Annotated in this window: 13 protein-coding genes; 4 read left to right on the plus strand and 9 right to left on the minus strand. The window is 70.9% G+C overall.

Translation table 11 applies throughout. The features are described 5' to 3' along the window. Both ACSNN9_RS15895 and ACSNN9_RS15900 read left to right on the plus strand, forming a co-directional pair. A partial coding sequence (locus ACSNN9_RS15895) for an SseB family protein (protein WP_436673963.1) occupies positions 1–2098 on the plus strand: 2098 nt, incomplete at its 5' end. Further along, positions 2095–2460, plus strand: coding sequence for a hypothetical protein (locus ACSNN9_RS15900; protein WP_436673965.1), 366 nt, complete (start codon positions 2095–2097; stop codon positions 2458–2460). The genes ACSNN9_RS15895 and ACSNN9_RS15900, both read left to right, overlap by 4 nt. 1 nt (position 2461) lies before the next feature. Here the strand turns inward: ACSNN9_RS15900 and ACSNN9_RS15905 are convergent, their stop codons facing one another. The 5 genes from ACSNN9_RS15905 to acs form a co-directional block, all read right to left on the minus strand. Beyond that, on the minus strand, positions 2462–3394 hold the full coding sequence (locus ACSNN9_RS15905) for an alpha/beta fold hydrolase (RefSeq protein ID WP_436673966.1): 933 nt from the start codon (positions 3392–3394) through the stop codon (positions 2462–2464). Positions 3395–3634: 240 nt separating this feature from the next. After that, positions 3635–6031 carry an immune inhibitor A domain-containing protein gene (locus ACSNN9_RS15910; protein WP_436673996.1) on the minus strand — a complete coding sequence of 799 codons (2397 nt, stop codon included), beginning with the start codon at positions 6029–6031 and terminating at the stop codon, positions 3635–3637. 320 nt (positions 6032–6351) lie between these two features. Beyond that, entirely contained in the window at positions 6352–8658 is a 2307-nt protein-coding gene (locus tag ACSNN9_RS15915; protein WP_436673967.1) for an immune inhibitor A domain-containing protein, read from the minus strand. A gap of 382 nt (positions 8659–9040) precedes the next feature. Next, entirely contained in the window at positions 9041–11833 is a 2793-nt protein-coding gene (locus ACSNN9_RS15920) for an immune inhibitor A domain-containing protein (protein ID WP_436673969.1), read from the minus strand. A 268-nt stretch (positions 11834–12101) separates the two neighbouring features. Beyond that, positions 12102–14066, minus strand: coding sequence for an acetate--CoA ligase (acs, locus tag ACSNN9_RS15925; RefSeq protein WP_436673971.1), 1965 nt, complete (start codon positions 14064–14066; stop codon positions 12102–12104). Positions 14067–14387: 321 nt separating this feature from the next. Between acs and ACSNN9_RS15930 the strand changes: the two genes are divergently transcribed. After that, a complete protein-coding gene (locus ACSNN9_RS15930; protein WP_436673973.1) occupies positions 14388–15134 on the plus strand; it encodes an oxidoreductase in 747 nt (248 codons plus the stop codon). A gap of 136 nt (positions 15135–15270) precedes the next feature. Here the strand turns inward: ACSNN9_RS15930 and ACSNN9_RS15935 are convergent, their stop codons facing one another. From ACSNN9_RS15935 to ACSNN9_RS15950, 4 genes are all read right to left on the minus strand, one after another. Beyond that, entirely contained in the window at positions 15271–16077 is an 807-nt protein-coding gene (locus ACSNN9_RS15935) for an HAD family hydrolase (RefSeq protein WP_358092019.1), read from the minus strand. A 354-nt stretch (positions 16078–16431) separates the two neighbouring features. Continuing rightward, positions 16432–17394 carry a tyrosine-type recombinase/integrase gene (locus tag ACSNN9_RS15940; protein ID WP_436673975.1) on the minus strand — a complete coding sequence of 321 codons (963 nt, stop codon included), beginning with the start codon at positions 17392–17394 and terminating at the stop codon, positions 16432–16434. A gap of 307 nt (positions 17395–17701) precedes the next feature. Then, positions 17702–17974: a helix-turn-helix domain-containing protein gene (locus tag ACSNN9_RS15945; protein ID WP_366641180.1), complete on the minus strand. Its 273-nt coding sequence runs from the start codon at positions 17972–17974 to the stop codon at positions 17702–17704. Continuing rightward, positions 17971–19611, minus strand: a complete 1641-nt coding sequence (locus ACSNN9_RS15950) for a replication initiator (protein ID WP_436673998.1) — start codon at positions 19609–19611, stop codon at positions 17971–17973. The genes ACSNN9_RS15945 and ACSNN9_RS15950 overlap by 4 nt, the downstream gene beginning before the upstream one ends. Here ACSNN9_RS15950 and ACSNN9_RS15955 point away from each other — a divergent pair. Continuing rightward, the gene (locus tag ACSNN9_RS15955; RefSeq protein ID WP_436673977.1) at positions 19522–20421 is read left to right on the plus strand and encodes an IS3 family transposase; all 900 of its coding nucleotides are present in this window, start codon (positions 19522–19524) and stop codon (positions 20419–20421) included. The genes ACSNN9_RS15950 and ACSNN9_RS15955 overlap by 90 nt on opposite strands. The last annotated feature ends 2 nt before the right edge of the window (positions 20422–20423 follow it).

The raw sequence follows: 20423 nt of genomic DNA on the forward strand, positions 1-20423 counted from the left end.
GCCCCGCATCGCCCCCGGCAGCCAGCCGTTCCCCCGCCGCCGGCCGCTCGGGGAGCCGGTGCCGGAGGAGCCGACCCGCCCGATCCCGAGCGCCCCGACCGACGGGGAGCCGACCCGGGCCTTCACCGTGTCTGGGAGCGAGCCGACCCGGGCCTTCGCGGTCCCCGAGGGGGAGCCGACCCGGGCCTTCACCGTGTCCGGCGGTGAGGTGACCCGGGCCTTCGCGGCGCCCGGGGGCGAGGCCACGCAGGTGTTGCCGCCGCGCGGGCCCGACCAGGACGCCACCCGGGACCTCCGGGCCCCCGCTGCCGAGCCGGCCGCGCCACCACCAACGTACGGGGGGCCCCGACCGGAGCCGGCCGAGGACGTCACCCAGGCGCTGCCACGCCGGCGGCCCGCTCCGGAGCCGGTCGAGCCCGAGCCGGTGGCGGCGTCGGACGCCGAGCCGGTGTCCGGACCACCGTCTTCCCGGCGTGGGTTCACGCCGATCGTCATCGAGGGCACCGTCATCGAGTCGCGGGACCTCACCGGGCCGGCCGCCGCCGAGCCCGCCCCGGCCGCCGAAGAGACCGTCTCGCTGTTCGAGCCGGTCCGGCGTCGGCGGGAGCCGGTGGCCGCGTCCGCGTCCGCCAACCCGACCGACGCCGCGCCCGCGCCGACTGCGTCCGGCGTCCCGACCGCGCCGGGCGTCCCGACCGCGTCCGGCGTCCCGACCGCGTCCGGCGTCCCGGTGGCGCCCGCCGAACCGGGGTGGTCCGGCGCTCCGGCGGCGACCGGGGATGCGACCGTGCCCATGAACCCGGCCTGGCCGGGCGATCGGGCGGCGCCCGTCGACCCGGCGCCGCCCCGCGAGCCGGCGGCGCCAGTCGCTTCGGCGTGGCTCGGCAGCCGGGCGGCGCAGAAGGCGCCGGCGACCGTCGCCGCACCCACACCCACACCCACACCCACACCCACACCCACACCCGATGGTGCCGCCCCGGAGCCGGCCCCGCCGGCGTCGACCGATGCCGGCGTTCCCGACGTCGCGCCGGTCGCGGTCGCGGAGGACCCCGGGCCGCCGGTCGCCGACGAGCCGACGACCGGCCCCGTCGCCGGGGACGTGCCGCCGGATGCCGGTTCCGGGTCGGTCGGCTTCCAGCCGGCCAACGAGGTCGAGGAGAACCTCCTCGACGCGGCCGGCGCCGGCAGCACCGACACGTTCCTGTCCACCCTGTTGCTGGCCCGCGTGCTGCTGCCGGTAGCGGCCGACTCCGCGCCGGGCAGCCGGCCCGGCGAGCCCGGCTTCGTCTGGCGTACGGAGGAACTGGACGGCGAGACGTTCGTCGTGGTGCACACCTCGCCGGAGCGGCTCGCCGACCACACCGACGCGACGGTCGAGACCATCGAGGTCAAGTTCGTCCAGCTGATCCGCCGCTGGCCGGACGAGTCCTGGTCGTTCGCGGTCAACCCGGGCACCCCGGTCGGGGCGAAGCTGCCCGGCGAGCAGATCGTCGGGCTGGCCAACTGGGCGGCCGAGGTGGGGCTCGGGGACGACACCGGGGCCGAGGCCGAGCCGCCCGCCGCCGAGGAGCCGGTCAGCCGCCCCCGCTACGACCCGCCCGCGCCCGACCCGGCGCGCCCGATCGTGATGCAGAAGGCGGTCGCCCCCAGCCAGCTCGCGTACTACCTGGAGCGGGGCTACGACCGGGTCTCGGGCTTCGTGCACCGGGCCGCCGAGCTGGCCCATCTCACCACCCCGGCCCAGCTGCACGACGCGCTCGGTCTGGGCTACCCGGACTCCCCCTTCGCCCGGGACGCCGGCGAGATCTACGTGCTGCGCTGGCCCGCGCACCGGCCGAGCCTCTACCGGATCCCGTACGGCGGGCAGAACGAGGCCGCCATGCGGGCCATGGAGGGCTGGGTCATCGAGCGCCCGCCGTTCCGGGGCAACGGGTTCGCGCCGGGCGAGAGCAGCGACGTGGTGGCGGAGTTCAAGGTGGACAGCGCCCGGCTGCCGCACGGCGCGCAGCTGTGGCGGATCGGCGCGGACGGCACCGAACGGGTGGTCGCCATCCTCGACACGGACGCGCTGCGGTGGCGACAGGTCGGTGAGCAGTGACGCGCGACGGTTACGTGGCCCGCTGGCAGGGCCGGGAATACCAGGCCAGCCCGGACGGCGACGACGTCCGGCTCTACCAGCCGGAGCCGGGCGAGGGCTTCGAGGAGATCCGCCCCGGCCGGTACGTCCGGGTGCTGCCGGCCACCGAGATCGACGACCTGGCGTACGTGCGTACCACCTGCACCTGGCAGGGGCAGCCGTTCATCGTCCTCGGCGAGCACGACGGCTGGCTGCGGGTGGAGTACACCGGCGGACGCTGGCCGGTGGCCCGGGCGATGGGGCTGGAGGTCTTCGACTTCGGCGTCTACCAGGGCTGGGCGCCGGCCGCGGAGGTCGCCGACCTGCGCGAGCAGCGGGTCTGAGTCAGGACTTCGCCCAGCGCAGGATCTCGCCCAGCACCACGTCGCCGGCCTCCACGTGCGGGAAGTGCCCGACGCCGTCCAGGAGCCGCCACTCGTAGGGCGCGACCACGTACCGGCCGGAGCCCTGGGCGGTACGCGGCAGGGAGGCCTCGTCCAGCGCGCCGTGCAGCTGGAGGGTCGGCGTGACGAGCGGCTTCTGCATCAGCCGGACGAAGCGGTAGCCGTGCAGGCGGAGCACCGAGCGGAACGCCCAGCGGTAGCCCTCCAGCGCGCAGAACGCCGCCTGCGGGATGCGCATGGCCTCCCGGCACCGCCCCGCGTACGCCTCGAAGCCCGGCCCGTGGACCCAGCGCGGCCCGCCCCAGCGGCGCAGCATCTCCTCCACGGCCGCCGCGTCGTCGCGGGTCAGCACGTGCTCGTAGCGGGGCAGCTGGAACTTGAGGGTGGGCGTGGCGGCGGCGAACTGCCCGCGCGGGTCGGCGAAGATGGCGGCCCGGAGCCGGAGCGGGTGGGGAGCGCCGAGCACCACCAGCCGCCGGACCAGGGAGGGGTGGAACGACGCCACCGTCCACGCGATCATGCCGCCGACGCCGGTGCCCACCACGGTGGCGGAGCGCTCGCCGAGGGCCCGGATCAGCCCGGCGACGTCGGCGGCCAGCGTGTAGCCGTCGTACCCCCGGGGCGGCTTGTCGCTGGCGCCGTAGCCGCGCAGGTCCACCGCGACGGCCCGGAAGCCGGCGTCGGCGACTGCCGGCAGCATCTCGTGCCAGGCCCACCAGTGCTCCGGGAAGCCGTGCAGGAAGAGCACCATCGGACCGGTGCCGGCCTCCACGACGTGGAAGCGGCTGCCGTTGGCGCCCACGAAGCGGTGCGTCCACGGCCCCTCGGTGAGGACGCAGGACTCGTCGACGGGCCCGCCGCGCTGCTCGGTCATGGCAACAGCCTAGGACCCCGACACCGGTCGGTTCCGTCGCCGGCCCGCGGGGTGGTCGGGATCGCTCGACGTAACTCCCCGACCCGGCTGGCGGCGGTGACGCCACCGGGCCGCCGTGGCGGTGGGACCGCCGGGCCGCCGTGCCGGTGGTCGATGGTCGGTGGTTCGTGGAAAAGGGCGATGCCCGGGCAGGAGACCTGCCCGGGCATCGCGTGGTGCGGGTGGTGCGGGATCAGCGGCTCAGGAGATGCGGATCTTGGTGTAGACGCCGTCCTTCTCCAGGACCTTGATCTTGGTGCCGGTGGCCGGGAGCTTGACGCCGTGGTTCGGCAGCTCCGGGAACCAGTACTGCTGGGTGTCGTCGAACAGCGGCTGCGCGGCCTGGCCACGGATGTACTGCGGCTGGCTGTTCAGGTGCAGCGTGAACGAGTCGGCCTTCTTCAGGCTGAACGGCGCGTCGTAGACCTGGACGCGGGCCCGCCAGGGCTGGCCGGTCAGGTTGTAGATCGGCCGCGGGTGCGCGTCGATGATCAGGTTGCGACCCTCGCCCGGGTGCACGAACGTGTCGTTGTCCGCCCACCGGGTGTTCCAGTAGGAGATCAGCAGACCCTCCTGGTACGCGTAGTGGTCCACGTAGTCCGGGCGGGTGTTCGAGTAGCCGAAGAAGTACGGGCCGGTCTTCAGGTACTTGTCGTACGAGATGTACTGCCGGGTGCCCGCGATGTAGTAGTTGTCGTACGCCTTGGTGTAGCTCTTCTCGGCGATCTCGAAGCCACCGGCGAGCGTCCAGCCCGCGGCGCCGGCCTCGGCGCCGTCGGAGAGGACGGTCTGGCCGTCGGCCGTCACGGTGATCGCGTCACCGTAGAAGCCACCCTCGGAGACGCCGCCGTCGGTCTGGTAGCGCAGCCGGAACTGCGCGACCTTGCCCGCCGCCACGTCCATCGGGATGGCGACGTCGACCCACTCGCCGCCGCTGCTGCCGTCCAGCGCGTAGCGGCCGGCCGAGATCTCCTTCAGCGGCTGGCCGTTGGCCGTGCCGGGCAGGGTCACCCAGGTCTGGCCGCCGTCCAGCGACGCCTCGAAGAACAGGTAGTCGTAGTCGGCCTCGATGTTGTAGCGGCCCTTCATCGACAGCGACGCCGACGACTTCCCGGTGAAGTCCAGGGTCCGGGTCATCGTGCTGTTGAGGTCGTCCTGGTTGCCGGAGAAGAACTGCTTCGTGCCCTCGAACGGCGCGCCGTGCTCGAACGTGTAGTCACGCTTCGGGAGCACCACGACGACGGCCTGCGCCTCGTCGCTGTTGTACTCCTGCGGGCCGAGGGTCATGGTCCGCTTCTGCCCCGCGACGACCACCTCGTAGTCGAGCCAGCCGAGCTGGAGCTTGTTCCAGGCGCCGAGGTCGCCACCGCGGTCACCGATGCCGGCGTCGTTCTTGGCGCCGAGCCGGCTCTGGGCCATCAGGGTCCAGTGCTCGTTGTTGTTGTCCCCACCACTGGTGACGTTGTAGTCGTCCGGCAGACCGAGGTCGTGGCCGTACTCGTGGTAGAAGACGCTCCGGCCGCCGTTCTCCGGCTGGATGGTGTAGTCGCCGATCCAGATGCCGGTGTTGCCGATCTGGGTGCCACCCGCCGGGTTCCCGGACGGGCCGGTCGAGCCCTGGTCGGACGCGAAGGCGTACCAGCGGTGGCTCCAGATCGCGTCCTCGCCCTGGTACGGGTCGCCGTCGGCCTCGTCGCCACCGGAGTGGACGATCTGGAAGTGGTCGATGTAGCCGTCCGGCTCGTTGAAGTTGGCGTCCGAGTCGTGGTCGTACCGGTCCCACTGGTCCATCGCCTTGAGGTCCGCGGCGATCTGGGCGTCGGTGCGGCCGGCGGCCTTCTGGTCGGCGACCCACTGGTTGGCGGCGTCGCGGACCAGCGCCCAGGTGTTGGTGCAGACGTTCGAGGCACACGGGTAGCCGCCGGAGCGGCCGTAGCGGGCCTCGTTGTACTTCACCTTCACCCAGTCGGTGACCTTGCCGTCGACGCTGTAGCGACCCGAGGACTGGGCCTCGTAGTACTGCTTCACCGACTCGTCACCGGGGTTGGTGCCGAAGTAGAGCTTGCGGTAGTAGTCGGCGTTGTAGTCCGCCTGCCACACGGTCGAGTTGTCCACCGCCCGGTTGGGCGCGGGGATCTCGTTGTGCAGCGGCCCGTCGAACCGGGTCGGACCCGCGGTGTCCGGGTCGGTGTCCTGGTCCGGGTAGTTCGGGTGCCGCTCGTTGCCGAACTCGGCGAGGATGACGAAGATGCGGTCCGTCTTCTCGCGGGAGAGCTCGACGTACTGGTCCTCCGTCTGGGTGGCGGCGTTGGCCCGGGTCGAGCGGGCGGCAGCCCCCTCGGCCTGGGTCTTGCCGACCTTGACGACCGTGCTGCCGTTGACCTTCTGCGGCTTGGCCCGGCCGGAGAGGACGTCGCTCAGGCCCTCCTGACGCAGGGCGCGACGCTTGTCCTCCAGCGGGTTCGGCAGGTCGTGGTCGGCATGGGCGGGCTCGGAGACCGACGGAGCGGCCGTCGGCAACTTCGGCTGCGGCGCGGCGCTGGCGGACGTGCCGACCGCCAGTCCCGTCGCCGTCAGCGAAAGCCCGAGCAGACCCACTGCGACTTTGCGCACGTGGTACCTCCGGTGTGAGGGAACCGGCCCAACGGGGGTACGGGCCGGTGTGACCGGTCCCACTAGTGGGACCAATGGTGAACATAGACACTCGTGTGACCGGTGGGAAGACGCGTGCGTCGATTTGTTGCAAAGTTTTGTTGGGAATGCTTTTCACCGTCACATCCCCGCCGTTCACCAACGCCGTGAGCGGCGCGAACGGCCACCCTGCGAAAGAAGAGACGACCTTCGATAGGAATGATCGCGTACGCGAAAAAGTGGGGCCGGTGGCGTCACCGCCACCGCCCCCACGCGTGCCCCGATCGTCAGTTGCTGACCTTGACGACCATGTCGTCGGTCGGGTTGGTGCCCTGCTGAAGGATCTCGATCCGGGTGCCGGAACCGGCCACCTTCACCGAGTTCCACGGGTTGCCGGACGTCCAGTACTTGTTCGCACCGCTGTCGGAGAAGACCGGCTGCGGAGCGAGCGCCGGGAGCGTGACCGGGACACCGTTGAGGTGGAAGGTCTGCGCCGGCTTGGCGTACAGGCTGAACGTGGCGTCGAAGCCGTTGCGCCGGTTGGTGATGGTGCCCTGGCCGTCGACAGTGATCTTGTTCGGTCGGACGTCCACCGGGAGGTTCAGGCCGTAGCCCGGGTGCTCCGAGGTGTTGTTGTCGCCGTACGCGTAGTTCACGTACCAGACCAGCATGCCCGGGTGGTTCGAGAACCGCTCCACCCAGTTCGGGCGGGTGTTGTTGAACCCGTAGTTGTACCCGCCGGTCCGCAGCGTGTCGTCGTAGCCGACGTAGGACCGGTTCTCCGCGATGTAGAAGCGGGGGTACGAGTCGGTCACCGCGCCGGTCATCCGGGTGAAGCCCTTGGCGGTCCACTCGGCGGCCAGCGTCTCGGCGTCGTCGGTCCAGGCGACGGCGCCGCCCTTGACCAGCGACACGTTGTCCAGGAAGGCGCCGGCGAGGTGCACGCCGCCGTCGGTCTGGTAGCGGTAGCGGAACTGCACGGTCTGCCCGGCGTACGCGGACAGGTCGTAGGCCAGGTCCACCCAGGCGCCGCTGGTCGAGCCGTCGACCCCGGTCTCACCGGCGTCGACCGAGGAGTTGCCCAGCGCGGTCCAGGTGGCACCGCCGTTGGTCGACACCTCGGCGTAGAGGTAGTCGTAGTCCTCTTCGATGTCGTACCAGGCCTTCGCGGTGATCGACGCGGACGTCGTACCGGTCAGGTCCAGCTGACGGGTCAGCGTGGTGTTCAGGTCGTCCGCGCTGCCGCCCCACCACTCGTACGACCCGCCGAACGGCGTGTTGTAGCTGGTGGTCTGGGTCTGCGCCGGCAGGTTGACGACGACCGCCTGGGCCTTCGGCCCGTCGCTGTCGCCGGCCGGGCCGAGCGTCACCCTGGTGGTGCCGCTGTTCTCCTCGACCACCGAGTAGTTCAGCCAGCCCAGGTAGAGCTTCGAGTACGGGTCCATGTAGCCCGGCGTGGAACCGATGTCGTCCTTGCCGTGGCCGAGCCACGAGCCGGACGCCATGAGGCTCCAGAAGCCCACGCCGTTGTCGCCGCCGGCGGTGTCGTAGTAGTCCGGCAGGCCGAGGTCGTGGCCATACTCGTGGGCGAACACGCCCAGGCCGCCGTTCTCCGGCTCCGTGGTGTAGTCACGGATCCAGATGCCGGTGTCACCGATCTGGACACCGCCGGCCTTGTTCGCGCCCGGACCGGCGCTGCCGGCCAGGTTCGGGAACGCCGCCCAGCGGTGCGACCAGATGGCGTCCTCGCCCTGGGCGCCGCCGCCGGCCTCCTCACCCTCGCCCGCGTGCACCGCCTGGAAGTGGTCGACGTAGCCGTCGGGCTCGTTGAAGTCGCCGTCGCCGTCGAAGTCGTACCGGTCCCAGATGTCGAACTGGGCCAGGTACTGCTTGATCTGCTCCGGCGTCTTGCCGGCCGCGACCTGGGACTGGTACCAGGCGGTCGCGCTGTCCTTGACGAAGTTCCAGTACCCGTCAGACTCGGGGATGGCGTTGCTGCCGTAGCGGGCCTCGTTGAACGGAACCTTGACCCACTCGCTGACGTCGCCGTTGACGGTGTAGCGCCCGCCGGACTGCTTGTAGTAGAAGTCCCGCATCGACTCGCCAGGACCGAACATCATGTCCTGGTAGTGCGCCCGGTTGAAGTCCGGCCGCCACAGGGTGCTGTTGTCGTCGGTCGAGTTGCCGTCCCAGTTGCGGTCCGGCTCGGCGATCTGGTTGTGCGCCGGGCCGGCAGCTCCACCGGTCCGGGGGTCGGTCTGGTCGCCGAACTCGACCAGCATCGTGAAGATCGGATCGGTCTTCGGCGCCTGCTGGTACTCGACGAACAGGTCGTCCTTGACCTGGATGACCTTCGAGCCGTTGCGCGTCTGAAGCTTGGCCTTGCCGGAGAGCAGGTCGGCGATGGCCTTCTTCCGGAGCTCCCGCTGCTGATCCGACTTCGGATCGGGGAGGTTGTCCCTGCCGTGCTTCGCCTTGTCGGAACCGGGGGTCGGGTCCGCGGCCGGTGCGCCGGAGGCCGGCGCCGACACGACTCCCGCCGCCAGCAGCGCGGCCGCGGCCGAGGCCAGACCGGCTGTGACTCGTCTCCTCAAAGGTCCTCCTCCTTTGTGGATCTGTTACATGGCAGACGTGGCCGAGGCGACGGCTGTCATGTGATGCGTTACTCACCCTGACAGAGGGGATGCGCGCTTGTCACGGGTCAAATACCGAATGGGGGCGCGCCTTGCGGCCTGCATATGGGCATAAATACCGACCAAAGGGCGCGTCCAACGAACTCCAGTTCACGTTACGTTTTGGCCACGATCACTCTGCGTGGTCGGGGTTATGAGGTCCCCTTTGGGGAGCGTCGGAGGCCCGGAATTCGTCACGGGCACCGATGGACGGGCGACGGCGCCCGCGACACGGACGGGGCCCGCCCGGAGCAAGTGTGCTCCGAACGGGCCCCGCCGTGTGTCCCGCCAGTCGACCCTCGGGTCAGTTCCTCGCGGGGGTGACGTGCACCGTGGCGTACGAGTTGTCCTTCGCGGTGCGCTTGATGGTGATGGTGACGCCGTAGGAGACGCCCTGGTCACCGGGGTTGCCGGTGCCCAGCACGATGGCGCCGCCGCCCAGGGTGACCCCGTAGTAGGAGGGCGCGGGCGTACCGTCCGGGTTGGTGACCCGGGTCGTGTACGGCGCGTTGCCCTTCGACGGGATGACCACGGAGGCGTCGCTGTCCCGGGCGTACGGCGAGCCGTCGCGGATCTCGATGCCCGGGTACCAGCCCTTCGCGTCCGTGAAGGTCGGCACCGCCGGCTGGGCGCCGAAGTCGGTGCAGTACTCGCTGTACGGCTCGTCCGCCGCCTCCAGGCACTCCGTGAAGGGGTACGTGGGCTTGAGCGAGAAGGCCGCGTTCGCGGACTGCGGGCGGCTGGGCAGGTTGTCCAGCACCGACGGGTCCTTGACGGCCGCCGCGCCCTTGCGGCGGTACGGGTCGAAGTGCGAGTCGACGATCAGCAGACCGCCCTTGGCGCCGTAGCTGGGCAGCGCGGTCAGCTGCGCCGTCGTGTGGTTGACGTCGCCCAGCGCGGTGTCCCGGTACCAGACCAGCATGCCCGGGGCGTTGTAGGCGACCCGGTCGACCTTCCACGCCTCGTGCGAGTAGATCGTGTCGTAGCCGTACTTCAGGCCCTTGTCGAAGCCGTCGAAGTTGCGCCACTCGGCCAGGTAGTAGTGCGCCTGGGTGGAGGTGCCGCTGTCGATGTGCCAGCCCTGGCCGGTGGTGTCGACGAAGGTGCCGCCGGTCGCCGTCCAGCCGTTGGCCCCGCCCTCGACGTCGTCGCTCCACGTCGTGGTGCCGCCGCCGGTCACCGAGAAGTCGTCGGCGAACCAGCCGCGCTCCGCGAACGCCTCGTCCGTGGCGTAGCGGAGCCGCAGCTGCACGGTCTGCCCGGCGTACGCCGACAGGTCCACGTAGTCGTGCCGCCAGCCGTGGGTGTCACCGGTGAGGCCGTACTTCTTGTTGCCGAAGTCCACCATCCGGCCGTTCGGGTCGGCGTAGCCGTCGTTCGTGGTGACGAGCTTCCCGGTCGAGTCGTAGACCTTCTGCTCGGTCCAGGTGGTGCCGCCGTCGGTGGAGAGCTCGACGAAGCCGTAGTCCCAGTCGGCCTCGATGACGAAGTTGTTCCACATCCAGAACTTTGCGTCGGCCGCCGCCGGCACGGCCACCTGACGGGCGATCTTGACGTCCGCCCAGTCCTGGTCGGCGCCGGAGTACCACATGTTCGCGCCGCTGTGCGGCGTGGCCAGCGTGATCACCTTGTCCGGCAGGTCGATCTTGATGCCGTCCTTGGTGCCGCGCGGCGTCCGCGAGGTCTGGCCGAGCTGCACGGAACGCGGGTCGGAGCCGGGCGCGAGCGTCAGCGGGTCGGCCCAGCCGAGCACCCACTTGTCCCACAGGCCCATGTGCGTCGGCAGCGCCTGGAAGATCTCACCCGAGTGCGAGCCCGAGGCCATCAGGTCCCAGAAGTCGACGTCGGAGTCGGCGTTGCCGGAGGTGTCGTAGAGGTCCGGCAGGCCCAGGTCGTGGCCGAACTCGTGGGCGAAGACGCCGACGCCGGCATCCTCCGGCTGCACGATGTAGTTCGAGACCTGCAGGTCGGTGCCGGGGATGGTGTAGCCGCCGGCGATCGACGACGAGTGCGCCCAGATGGCGTACGTGCCCTCGGCGCCGCCGCCGCGGGACTTGCCCTGCCCGGCGTGCACCAGCACCAGGTGGTCGATCACGCCGTCCGGCTCGAAGAGGTTGCCGTCACCGTCGCGGTCGCCCTGGTCCTCGATGTCGTAGTCGGCCCACGGGAAGTCCGGGTCCGTCTTCGCGAGGGTGTCGATCGCGTCGGTGGCCAGCCGGCCCGCGCCCTGCGGGTTGTCCGGGTGGCCGTTCATCGACTGCTGGCGGCCGGGGACCCAGTTGCCGTTCTCGTCCTGGAAGCAGCGCGAGGCGGCGTACCAGCCCTCGGAGTGCGGCACCTTGATCCACGGGCTGGCCTGCCCGTCGACCGTGTACGCGCCCTTGGACATCTCCAGGTACATGTTGTGCATGGTCCGGCCGGCCAGGCTGACGCCCGGCTTGCCGTCCGGCCCGGTCAGGTCCGGACGGACCCGCTCGGTGATGCCCTCCTTGGTGTAGAGCATCTTGTCGTAGTGGGTGGGCGAGAAGTCCGGCACCCACATCGAGTTGTTGTCCTCGTGCGGCAGGTTCGCCGGGTTGGGGATCTTGTTGTGCAGGGGCCCGTTCTGCACGGAACCGAGGACGCAGCTCCGATCCTCGAAGACCGTCTTGGGCACCATGACGTCGGTGAAGTCGTCGTTGGCCTGGTCGTTGAACTCCACCAGCAGGGTCAGCAGCTTGGCGGTCTGGGTGCTCGGGGCCTGCTTGATCTGCCGCGGGCTCTTGCCCGTCTTGATCGCCTTGGCCTCGGTCCGCGCGAGCTGCTCGGCCGTGACGGGGTTGCCGCGGGCGAACTTGCGGTCGTAGGCGCGCGCCTCTTCGACCGCCGGGGCGAAGACACCACCCTTGCCCTTGACCTCGCGACCGCTGCTGTCCGGCTGGACGGCGGGCTCGGCGTAGTTGATGTAGTACTCGTCCGCGCCGATCGTGGCTCGGGCGGGGCCGGGCTCCGCCGCCGCCGCGCCACCCGTCACGGTCAGTGACGTGGCGGCGAGGGCGATGGCGGGCAGCGCGACGAGCAGGCGTCGACGCGACCCGGATTGCGGGTTTCTGTTCATGCCGCTCCGTTTCTCGGGCATGGGGGAGGAGGAAGTCGGCCGGCCCTCCATCGATGTGACGTCCATCGAACCGACCCGACCTGCGTGAACCTAAATCAGAAAACAGACGAATGACAGGGGTCGACGACTGCCTGTGTCCGTTCAGCTTCTCCCGGCTCACCCGACCGACCGATGTGACAGCGCGCATTCGGCCGGCGCCGTACCCGTAAGAAACGACGATGGGTGACGGTCCGCGCGGGACCGCCACCCATCGGGTCGTACGTCTGCGTCAGTCCTCGTCGGACTTGCCGCCGCCCATGCCGGACGAGATCAGGTCCATCACGGACGAGTCCTGGAGCGTGGTGACGTCGCCGAGTGAGCGGTTCTCCGCCACGTCGCGCAGCAGCCGGCGCATGATCTTGCCCGAGCGGGTCTTCGGCAGCTCCGGCACCAGCATGATCTGCCGCGGCTTGGCGATCGGGCCGAGCGTCTTCGCCACGTGGTTGCGCAGCTCGGCGATGAGCTGCTCGCCGGCGTCGCCCGCCGTGTCCGTGGTGCCGCGCGGGATGGCGAACGCGACGATGGCCTGCCCGGTGGTCGGGTCGGTCGCGCCGACCACCGCCGCCTCGGCCACCGACGGGTGGGAGACCAGCGCGGATTCCACCTCCGTGGTGGAGATGTTGTGCCCGGACACCAGCATCACGTCGTCGACACGGCCGAGCAGCCAGACGTGCCCGTCGTCGTCCTTCTTCGCCCCGTCACCGGCGAAGTACATGCCCTCGAACCGCGACCAGTACGTCTCGATGAACCGGTTGTCGTCGCCCCAGATGGTGCGCAGCATCGACGGCCACGGCTCGCGCAGCACCAGGTAGCCACCGCCGCCGTTGGGCACCGACTGACCCTGGTCGTCGACCACGTCGGCGACGATCCCGGGCAGCGGCGTCATCGCGGAGCCGGGCTTGGCCGCCGTCACGCCCGGCAGCGGCGAGATCATGATCGCCCCGGTCTCGGTCTGCCACCAGGTGTCCACGATGGGCAGCTCACCCCCGCCGACGTGCTGCCGGTACCACATCCACGCCTCGGGGTTGATCGGCTCGCCCACGCTGCCCAGCAGCCGCAGCGAGGAGAGGTCGTAGCCGGCGGGGATGTCGTCGCCCCACTTCATCATCGTGCGGATGAGCGTCGGGGCGGTGTAGAGGATGCTGACCTTGTACTTGTCGACGATCTCCCAGAACCGGCCCTTGTGCGGGGTGTCCGGGGTGCCCTCGTACATCACCTGGGTGGCGCCGTTGGAGAGCGGGCCGTAGACGATGTAGGAGTGCCCGGTGACCCAGCCGATGTCGGCGGTGCACCAGTAGACGTCGGTCTCCGGCTTCAGGTCGAAGACCGCGTGCGTCGTGTACGACGTCTGGGTCAGGTAGCCGCCGGTGGTGTGCAGGATGCCCTTCGGGCGGGCCGTGGTGCCGCTGGTGTAGAGGATGAACAGCGGGTGCTCGGCGTCGAACGGCTGCGCGGCGTGCTCGACCGGGGCCGTCTCGACCGTCTCGTGCCACCAGCGGTCCTTCGCCGACCAGGCGACCTCCTCGCCGGTGCGGCGTACCACCAGCACGTGCTCGATCGACGGGCAGTTGGCCACCGCCTCGTCCACCGTCGGCTTCAGCGCCGACGGCTTGCCCCGGCGGTAGCCGCCGTCGGCGGTGATCACCACCTTGGCGCTGGCGTCCTGGATCCGGTTGGTCAGCGCGTCGGCGGAGAAGCCGCCGAAGACCACGCTGTGCGTCGCCCCGATGCGGGCGCAGGCCAGCATCGCCACCGCCGCCTCGGGGATCATCGGCAGGTAGATCGCCACCCGGTCGCCGGCGGTCACGCCCAGGTCGGTCAGCGCGTTCGCCGCCTGGCAGGTCAGCCGGTGCAGGTCGGCGTACGTGATGGTGCGGGTGTCGCCCGGCTCGCCCTCCCAGTGGATGGCGACCTTTTCGCCCAGGCCGGCCTCGACGTGCCGGTCCAGGCAGTTGTACGCCACGTTGAGCTGCCCGCCGACGAACCACTTCGCGAACGGCGGCTTCGACCAGTCGAGCACCTGGTCCCACTGCCTCGCCCAGGTCAGCCGCCCGGCCTGCCGCTCCCAGAACGCCAACCGGTCGGCGTCGGCGTCGGCGTACGCGTCGGCGGTGACGTTGGCGTGCGCGGCGAGTTCGGCCGGCGGCGGGAACTGGCGCGTCTCGTTCAGCAGATTGGCCAATGCCTCGCTCATGCCGTGCTCCCTCGTCGCTCGGGTGACCTGCGTCTCTCTAGGGCACGAGGTTAGTCGGGGCGGCCAGCACGGGCGAGCGCCGGTCCGGCCCACGCGCGCCGAGCGGCCCTCACGGCGCGCCGGACGGCGACGCGGGCCGCCGCGTCGACGCCATTCGTCCGGGCAGGCGCGCCCGCCGACTGTCGGAGTCGGGCGGCCTCAAGTCGCTCCAGCGCGAAGCCGACGGCGACCGACTTCACGGCGCACAGGCTCGCGGGTGGCGGCGGTCGCTTCCGGGCGGCTCGTCGGCGGGGCGGGCCGGGCAGTCGATAGCGTGACGGGGTGACCGCTGACCCGCTCGCCCCACTGCTCGCGCTCGCCGACATCGCCCCCGCCGTGGAGCGGGCCCGCGAGCGCTTCGACCAGGCCCTGGGGCACCGCGCGTTGCGCCGGCACGGCGGCCAGGTCGCGGCCGAGGTCAGCCTCCGGTGCGCGGTGGCCAGTGCCGCCCTGGAGGGGTACGCCCGCGAGCGCGAGGCGGTCCGCGCCGGAACGGTGACCGAGCCGGTGGTCCAGGGCGCGCTGCGGGTCGCCGGGGCGCTCCCCGGGCTGTCCGAGCTCTGGCCGAAGGCGCCCCGGCAGGCGCTGGCGAAGCTGCACGTGCTCGCCGCCCGCGACGTCGTCGGCGAGGCCGAGCTGGGCCGGCCGGTGGCCGACCCGGTCGTCGCCGCCCGGCTGGACGCGCTGGCCGGGCTCGTCGCCGGCGGCACGAAGGTCTCGCCGCTGGTGCTGGCCGCGGTCGTCCACGGCGAACTGCTGAACCTGCGCCCCTTCGCCGGGCCGTCCGGGGTGGTGGCCCGGGGCGCCGCCCGGCTGGTGCTGCTGTCCAGCGGGCTCGACCCGCGCGGCCTGCTCGCCGTTGACGTGGGTCACCACGAGCGCGAGCCGGAGTACGTCGGCGCGGCCGGCGCCTTCGCCACCGGCACCCCGGACGGCCTGCGCTCCTGGCTGCGCCACTACATGGCGGCGGTGGAGGTCGGCGCCGACCAGCTCACCGCCATCGGCGACGAGGTCCTCGCGGCGGCCTGACCCGCCGGGTCTGGTTCGCTTCGGCGGGTTCCGCTCAGGCGGATGCCGGGGCGGACGTCGCTCAGGCGGGCGAGATCCGCTCAGGCGGGCGCTTCGGCGGAGGTCCGTCCAGGCGGGCGCTTCGGCGGAGGTCCGCTCAGGCGGGTGCGGGGGCGGAGCGGGTGCGGCGGTGGCGGCCGTACCAGGCGATGCCGATGGCGACGCCCACGCCCACGCCAAGCGCCGCGGCGGCGACCGGGACGGCCGGGCGCTCGCGCAGCCGCCGCCCGAGTGGGATCGGGTGCCGGAACTCCAGCACCGGCCAGGAGTTCTCGACCGCGAGGCGGCGCAGCTGCCGGTCCGGGTTGACCACCGAGGGATGGCCGACGCACTCCAGCAGCGGACGATCGCTGTACGAGTCGGAGTAGGCGTACGAGTCGGCCAGGTCGTAGCCGCGCTCGGCGGCCAGCTCGCCGACTGCGTCGACCTTGCTCGGGCCGGCCGCGTAGAACTCGACCTCGCCGCTGTAGCGGCCGTCCACCACGCCCATCCGGGTGGCGATCACGTCGGTGACCCCGAGCAGCACGCCGATCGGCCGGACCATCTCCTCGCCGGAGGCGGAGACCAGGACGACGTCCCGGCCGGCGGCCTGGTGCTCCTCGATCAGGGCGGCGGCCTCGGCGTACACGTAAGGGTTGATCAGCTCGTGCAGCGTCTCCGCGACGATCTGACGGACCTGTTCCACCTGCCAGCCCTTGCAGAGCGCGGCGAGATAGTCCCTGGTCCTGGCCATGGTCTGCTCGTCGGTGCCGCCCAGCCGGAACATCAGCTGCGCGTACGCCGACTTGACCACGTCACGCCGGGTGATCAGGCCGTCCCGGTAGAACGGCCGACCGAACGCCAGGGCGCTCGACTTGGCGATGACGGTCTTGTCCAGATCGAAGAAAGCGGCACTTCGGCCCACGGCGCGAAAGTCTATCCGGATGGTCTATGGTCGGCGGGTGCCCGGGGCCCGGTGACCCCTCGGACCTGCGGGCCGGCCCCCGCCACCTTCGCGCACCGTGACGATGGTCACACTCTGCGAACATTAATTCGCAGGGAGTGGAGGCCGCACCACTCGACGTATACAGGTCCGCTCAGGCAGACTTGTGGATGCGATGAGTGTTCACATCTCGTACAACAGGCAGACCCTCGGCGGTTGCACCCCCCGTGACCGCTGAGTGGGTTCGGCTCGACCCCCCCGGAGCCGAACCTTCGACGACCCCCGTCTCCCCCCGACGGGGGTCGTCCCTTTCCTCCGGGAGCGCTCCGATCCAGGTCACAGGTCATCCCCATCCCCGTGGAGGCCGCTCTCCGGAGGCGGATTCTCGGCCGGAGGCAGCAGGGAGGCAGCAGAGCTGTCGAAAGCCGCCAGGACCCGGGCGGCGTAGTCGTCCGGGGTGTGCGTATAACGATTGAGCGTCGTTGACGCCTGCTCGTGGCCCATGACCCGCTGCACCAGGTTGATCGGGACGCCGTCGGTGACCAACCAGGTGGCGTAGGCGTGTCTCAGATCGTGAAACCGCATGCCGCCGACGGCCCTTGTTGCCACACAGGCGACCGCTTCCCGCTCGGTGGTGAACTCGGCGGACCACTCGACACCCTCCCGGTCCGGCCAGACCGCGCGGTACCGATGCGGGCCGGTGTTGAGGACCTGGCCGAGCAGCCCGGCGCGCACCAGCGAAGGCAGCCAGACACGACGGCGGAAGTTGGACCGGCGCAGTGGGCGCCCAACCCGGTCGCGGAAGACGAGCGTTCGCGGGTCCGGATCGCCGGCTTCGGCGTGCAGCTGGCGCAGCGCGGACAGCAGGAAGCCCGGTAGCGGCACGGTCCGCACGCCAGCGCGACTTTTCGGATACGGACGGAGCACGATGCCACCATGGGTCTCCTCGGCGACCTGGACCACACGCAGCAGGGCACGACCGAGGTCGACCGACGACCAGGTCAGCCCGGCACACTCGCCCCAGCGCAGGCCCGCGCCGGCCGCAGCCGAGACGATCGCGCGGTGACGGGACGGCACAGCGGGGAGCAGCTTGCCGAAGAAGTCCTCCCGGCTGATCGTGACGGGCCTGACGTCGCGGGACCGGTCACGCGGCAGTTTCACTCCTTCGGCGGGGTTGGTGGCGATCAGCCGCGCCTGAACGGCCGTACGGAGGATCACCGACAGCAGTTGGTAGCACTTGGCGACCGTGGTCGGGGCAAGCTCACGGCTCAGGCCGGTCACCCACTCCTGAACCGACATGAAGTCGACCTTGCCGAGCGCCAGTCACCCCACTTCGGCAGCACATGGGTCCGAAGCATGGACAGAGTCCGCTCAGCGGTACGAGCCTCCACGGTCCTGGTGGCTAGCCACTGCTCAGCGAAGTGGCCGAATCGGGTCCGGCCGGCATGCGGGTTGACGTAGGTCCCTCGGTTGAGGCCGCCTTCCACCTCGACGAGAAAGGCGTTGGCCTCCCGCTTGGTGCGGAAGCTCTTCGACTTCTGCGACCCAGCCGGGTCACGCCAGCAAGCACGGAAGGTACCGGCCGGAGTCTTGCGGACGAAGCCCATCAGCGCCTCCGTCCGTGCTCGGTACCGGTGGCGGCCTGGTCTTCCGTGACGCCGTCAAGCCAGGCGTGGAACCGGGTGCGGGGGATGAGCCAGCGGCCACCCAGACGGGTCGCCGGAATCGTGCCGTCCCGAACGAGGGCGTACGTGCTGCCCAGCGAGATGCCCAGCAGCTTGGCGACCTCCCGGACGGTGTAGGTGACCGGCCCGACGACGGTCGCCCCGGTGCGAGGGACGAGCCGGACGACGGGACTCGGGCGGGCGGTGGTGCTCATGACGGATGACCTCCTCGGGTCTGTCGGGGGCAGGCAACAGCCGGCGTGGCGCCGGCCGGGGTGGTGCCAAGTTCGTGGGCGAGTTCTTCGCGGCCGGTGGCTTGTCGTTCTCTGGCCATGGCGGCGGCGGTGTTGGCGAGGAGGGCGTCTCCGGTGGTGTGCCAGCCGACGCCGGCGAAGGTGAGGGTGCCGACGATGAGGGTGGTGTCTTCGTGGTCGTCGACGAGTTGCCCGCCGGGGTGCTCGTGGTTCTGGTCCTCGTGGCGGCGGTAGGCCGCGCGGGTGTCGCGCAGGAGTTGGAAGGTGACGGAGTAGCGGCGGGCTTTGGTGAGGAAGTGGCCGCCGAAGCCGAGCATGTGGGCCCAGCGGCGTAGTCGGGCGTACGGGTTGGCCGTGGCGGGTTTCGTCGATTGGGTGTCAAGGCTGGCTTGACGGTGGGCGACGCAGGCGGGGCAGGCGGCGTAGCGGGTGTGGGTGCCGCAGTCTGGGCATTGCCAGGGCTGGACGAAGCCGGGCCGGGGTCGGTGGTCGCGGGGCCGGTCGAGCAGCGGCGTGGGGGTGTGGGTGGGTCGGCCGATGCGCCAGCAGGCGTCGATGAGGCGGGCGGTGTGGTCGCCGTCGGGGTCGGCGTAGTCGCCGATGGTGTCGGCGGTGAGCCTGACGGAGCGGTGCCCGGTTACCTCGGTGCTTTTGGTGGCGTACTTGGCAAGGTAGCCGGCGACCATGCTGTCGGTGACCTCACCGCGACCGTCCAAGCTGATGGGGCGGATGTCGAGCTGTTCGCCCCAGGCGATGGGCCAGCCGTCGGGACGGTCGGGGTGGCCGGGGGTGGCGAAGGTGACCTGTGCGGCGGCGTGCCGGATCGCGTCGTCGGGGTCGGCGACGGTGAACCCGGCCGGCGGCGGGATGACGGCGGTGGGGTCGGTGGGATGGATGCCGTCGAGGCGGACCAGGGCGTGGAAGTGGACCGCTGCACGTGCTTGGAATTCGGCGGCTTTGCCGTGCGAGAGCCGGACGGGTGGGACGGTGCGGGTGTTGCCGGAGGCGGTGACGACCTCGACGCGGGGGATGCCGCGGCGTCGGGCGAGTTTGGCGAGCCATCGTTCCGCGGCTTGTTTGGTGCGGTGCCAGAGTTCGCCGGAGTAGAGGTTCCAGACGACCTGGTGGTCGTGGTCGTAGCAGTCCAGGCAGAGCGGTTGGCCGAGGATTGCGTCGTCGGGTTCGTGGCGTGCCCAGCACACGGCAGGGCGGCCGTGGGGGCAGTGGCCGGCGTTGCGGCGGGCGTGGCAGGGGTCGGGTCGGCAGTCGCAGCGTTTCCGGTTGCCGCAGGTGTGCCGCTTGACGGCGCGGACGTGCACGGTGCCGAAGGACGGGGCGGTGAAGGTGGCGAACACGGCCGGGTGCGTCGCGACGGTGTCGGGGACGCCCTTGCCGCCGACGAGGCCGGCGCGCAGGAGTTGGTAGGCGTCGCGTTGGTAGGTGAAGTGACTCCCTGAACCTAAGGCGGTCTTCTTCGCACGCGAGACGGAGCGGTGAACCGTGCCGACGTGTACCGGTTCATCGACGCGGAGAAGACCACCTACCCGGTCCGTCTGCTCTGCCGGCTCCTCGGCGTCGGCCACAGCGCCTTCTACCAGTGGTTACGCGCCGGCCGGCAACGCGCCACCGACAGAGAACGCCACGACCACGCCCGGGTCGAGCTGACCCGGCAGGCCTGGTCGGAGCACCGCGGCGTCTACGGCGCCCGCCGGCTGACCGCAGAGCTGCACGAGCGCGGCCACCGCTGGAACCGCAAAGCGGTAGCGAGGCTGATGCGCCTGGCCGGCATCGAGGGCGCCCACCGGCGCCGACGCGGCAAGCCCCGCCGCAAAGCCGCCTCGACCGCGACCGCCCCGGACCTGGTCCAGCGGCAGTTCAGCACGACCGCACCGAACCGGCTCTGGGTCGCCGACATCTCTTACCTGCGCACCTGGGAAGGCTTCCTCTACCTCGCGGTCGTGGTCGACGCCTACTCCCGCCGCGTCGTCGGGTGGGCAATGGCCGATCACCTGCGCACCGAGCTGATCCTCGACGCCGTCGGCATGGCCATCCAGCACCGCCGCCCCGCCCGCGAGCAGCTTGTTCACCACTCCGACCGCGGAACCCAGTACACCTCGTTCGAGTTCGGCCGCACCCTGCGCTCCTGCGGCGTCCTGGCCTCAATGGGTTCGGTCGCCGACTGCTACGACAACGCTATGGCCGAGTCGTTCTTCGCCATCCTCAAGACCGAGTTGGTCTACACCCGGGCCTGGCCATCGCGACATGAACTGGAGATGGAGGTGTTCTCCTACATCGAGGGCTTCTACAACCCTCGCCGTCGGCACAGCCGTCTGGGTAACGTCAGCCCCGACACCTACGAGAAGCTCCACCAAGAGTCCCTGACAGACATCGAGGTGTCCGGCCGATAGGG

It is taken from the genome of Micromonospora sp. URMC 107 (genome assembly GCF_051386315.1).
GTDB lineage: Bacteria > Actinomycetota > Actinomycetes > Mycobacteriales > Micromonosporaceae > Micromonospora.